This is a genomic window from Psychrilyobacter sp., assembly GCF_049671765.1.
Lineage (GTDB): Bacteria > Fusobacteriota > Fusobacteriia > Fusobacteriales > Fusobacteriaceae > Psychrilyobacter.
The window spans coordinates 1-4,091 of the sequence record NZ_JBATVM010000257.1; the positions used below are offsets into that span (position 1 = coordinate 1).

Genomic DNA, 4,091 nt, shown 5'->3' on the forward strand with positions numbered 1-4,091 from the left:
GCATATACTTTTTTATTTATATTATCCTTTGAAATAAATTTTTTACCGAAAATTCTTTATCATTTGACTAAACAATTTATTTTTTTTGCATATCTTGAAATTTATAATTTCCTAAATAATAAAAAAAAGAAGAAACTATAGAGATGTGCAACCTCTAGAGTTTCTTCTTTTTTTTGTTTTATACCTATGCTACTACTTTCTTCTTTCCTATAGATAAGATAAATGGTAGAGCTGTAAATAATATAATTACTCCATAAAGTATTGTTAGTGATGTGCTCCCAGCATTACTAAGTACTAAACCTACTACTCCAAAATCTGCATCTCCAAATGTAGATCCTGAAAATCCAATAGCTGATAATGAAGGTAATAAAAGTGCTGGTAGAAAACTGATTGCTATTCCATTAACAAAGGCTCCTACTACAGCTCCCTTTCTACCACCTGTTGCATTTCCATATACTCCTGCTGCTGCTCCTGTAAAAAAATGAGGAATAAGCCCTGGTACTATAACTGCCAAACTCATAGCTGGTAAGATAAATATAGATATTAATCCTGCTACAAAACTTGATAAAAAACCTATTATAACTGCGTTAGGTGCAAATGGAAAGATTGCTGGACAGTCCAATGCTGGTTTTGCATTTGGAACTATTTTGTCTGCTATTCCTTTAAATGCTGGTACTATCTCAGCAATTAACATTCTAACACCTGCTAATACAACGTATACTCCTGCTGCAAATTCTATAGCTTGTAAAAATGAGAATACTAGGTAGTTTGATCCACCAGAAATTTCAGTCTCAATGAATTCTTTTCCTGCAAATAAAGCTACTATAAAATAAAGTAATGTCATAGTCAATGAGATCGATACAGATGTATCTCTTAAAAATCCTAATTTTTTAGGTACATTAATAGTTTCTGTGGAATGCTCTTTATTTCCAATAACTTCACCAATTTTAGCTGATAAAAAATAACCAAAAGATCCAAAATGTCCCAGTGCTAAGTCATCAGACCCTGTGATTTCCTTGGTGTATTTTTGTAACATTGCTGGCGATAATACCATCAATGTTCCTAGTACCATTGAACCAAATACTATTAATAAAACTCCTGTCATACCACTTACAGATAATATAGCAGAGATTAAACATGCCATAAATAATGTATGATGCCCAGTTAAAAATATATATTTAAATTTTGAATATCTAGCAATAATTATATTTACTATCATTCCAAATAACATTATAAGTGCCGTTTCTTTACCTAATGTTTTTTGCGCTACTGCTACGATAGCTTCATTATTTGGTATTACTCCACTTATTCCAAATGCAAAATCAAACATCGATCCAAAGACAGCTAGCGATTTTACTATGACTCCTGCTCCTGCTCCTAAAATAACAAATCCCATTACAGTTTTCAATGTTCCTGATATAATATCACTTATATCTTTTTTTTGAATCACTAATCCTATAAAAGCAAACAACCCAATAAGTATAGCCGGCGATCCTAATACATCTTTCATAATCACGTCTAATATCATTTCTTCCCCCTATTTTTTTATAAATCCCCTATTTTTACAGATGTTGAGACAATTTTTCTTTAAGTTCAGTCAGATCCATTATGTTTTTTAATGCTACTTTTTTTACTCCTTCTTTATTAAAATTAGCCATTATATCCTCTGTTGCGATATAGATATCTGCCTCTCTAGAAGTTGCTGAAGCTAGATCTGTATGATCTACATCTGCTACTTTCCCTAATTCTTTCAATACTTTTTTTACATTTATCTCCATCATGAAACTGCTTCCTAATCCATTCCCACACATTACCAATATTTTCATTTTTTTCCCCCTATTATATTAAATTATAAATTGTTTCTGAATTTGCTGCACCAATAATTTGTTCTATCTTCTCTCCATCTTCTAATAAATCTGTTAACCCTATAATTGCATCCATATGAGATGTATTATCCCCTGCTGCTAATATAAAAATTAGATTTATATCATCTTTATCTTTTGAAAATGATACTCCCTTATTTAATTTTAATAGTGACATAGAAGTTATGTTGACTCCATTTTCTGGTCTAGAATGTGGCATAGCTATCCTTGGCATCAATACAACATACGCTCCTAACTCATGAATATTGTCTATCATAGAACTTACATATCTATCTTCAATGGTTTTTTTTTCTAGTAGTGGTTTAGAAGCATATCTTATTGCCTCTTCCCAGTTATCTATACTTTCTACAACCTGTATATTATTTTTAAGTAGCTGTTTTAGCATCTATTTGTCCCCCTATTGTTTCTTTACTTGATAAAAGTGTAATATTTTAATAGAAAAAATTAAACAGACTTATTCTTTCAAAAAAAAATTACATTTTTTGCCCTAAATAATTCCAAAGAAAAAAGATATCCTACAAAAGAGGATATCTTTTTTTATTTTTTATCTTTCCATCTTATATTTATATATAAATTTCAATACTTCATTTGGTTTATTCATTTTTTTTATTTTTTCTTTAAAGTCGTATTCAGTCAATAAATTCATGAGATCCACCAAGGAATCTAAATGTTCTTTATTATCTTTTGAAGATATTGAGATTAAAAGATCTACTTTTTTCCCTCCTGGAAAGATAACCGGTTCACGAAGAGTTAATAGACTCATTCCTGTATCAATTACATTACCATCACATCTAGCATGAGGAAGGGCTACACCAGGTGTAATTATTATATAAGAACCGTATTCATTTACAACATCGATCATAGAAGTTATATAAGATTCCTTTATATATCCATTTTTTAGGAGTAATTTCCCTGTCTTTTCTATAGCATCCTCCCATGTAGTTGCACTTTGATTTAATGAAATATTCTTAACTTTTAAAAGATCTGTTATATCCAATTTTTCTTTAGAAAGGTCATCTATCAAACGATCTTCAAAAATTACTTTCAATCCATCTATCAATCTTTTTTCATCTTGAACTTTAGCTGTAGAATTAACTAAATTCAACAGACTTGAAAGAAGGACTTTTTTTCTGTATTTGGGAAGAGCATATTTATCTAAATTATGAATATCCTGCCTACTTAAGATAGGTTTTACGCTAATTGTAGGTACTTCTAAATTAAATACACTCTCCTCCAAGGTAGTAATAATCATATCTATTTCATTATTTTTTTTATACCGTTCTACCATATGGTAAGGTATTATATCCACTATATTTATACTATAGATATCTTTAATCTGCTGAGCTAATAATTTTGAACTACCATACCCTAAACCACAAACCAAAAGTACATTTTTTATATCTTTTTTTCTGTACCTATTTCTGTCTATAGCAGCCTTAAAATGTATCACTAAAAAAGCTATCTCATCAGGTTTAAATTTTTCTCCCACAAACCCCTCTAACTCCTCGATTATCTCTGAAGTTATATTGTATAAATTTGGATAACTAACAACCACTTCTTCGTAGATAGAGTTTTGAAGTTCTATCCCTGTTTTCATCCTATATATGGTAGGTTTAATATGGTTTATTAATCCTTCCAATAATTTGGTATCAGAAGAAATGTCTACATCTATTTTTTCATTGAATTTATCTATTAAATTTTTAACCATAATCTCTATTTCTACCCAGTTTTCATAGTAAGAATATGTGAAATTATATGTATGACTTCCTAATATATAATCTGTAATCTTTAAAATTTCCAACTGATCTAACTCCAATTCATAATTAGCTTCTAAAATACTCCCAGCTTTATGAATGACTTGAAATTCAGATGTTTCCTCCAAAAATTTAGCATTGGGGATTTTTTCTAGTCTATGATTTCCCCTTATCCTATTTATTACTATCAAAATATAAGTTTCTATTATCCCATATGCTTCATCAGAAATAATTTTTTCCATCTGTTTTTGAATATAAAAAATAAATGTTTTTATCCCATTTTTATCTCGTTCGTCTAAATATTCATCCAAAACTTCTTTTATTTTTTCCTTTCCAGATGAAAGATTATTTTTATATTCACTTAAAATTCTTAGTTGGAGTTTTCTTATATCTTCCTCTTCTCCTACTAAGATAAGCCCTCTATTTCCTTTTAAGTTTATTTTTAACCTATAAT

4 protein-coding genes are annotated in these 4,091 nt (G+C 29.4%); all 4 read right to left on the minus strand.

Annotated features, from left to right (window positions below):
* Positions 1–184: 184 nt before the first annotated feature.
* Entirely contained in the window at positions 185–1,528 is a 1,344-nt protein-coding gene (locus WBG30_RS12200) for a PTS ascorbate transporter subunit IIC (protein WP_424504937.1), read from the minus strand.
* A gap of 34 nt (positions 1,529–1,562) precedes the next feature.
* Positions 1,563–1,826 carry a PTS sugar transporter subunit IIB gene (locus WBG30_RS12205; RefSeq protein WP_424504938.1) on the minus strand — a complete coding sequence of 88 codons (264 nt, stop codon included), beginning with the start codon at positions 1,824–1,826 and terminating at the stop codon, positions 1,563–1,565.
* Between the two features lie 13 nt (positions 1,827–1,839).
* Positions 1,840–2,268 (minus strand): PTS sugar transporter subunit IIA, encoded by a 429-nt coding sequence (locus tag WBG30_RS12210; RefSeq protein WP_424504939.1) that lies wholly within the window; start codon positions 2,266–2,268, stop codon positions 1,840–1,842.
* 159 nt (positions 2,269–2,427) lie between these two features.
* A partial coding sequence (locus WBG30_RS12215; RefSeq protein WP_424504940.1) for a BglG family transcription antiterminator occupies positions 2,428–4,091 on the minus strand: 1,664 nt, incomplete at its 5' end.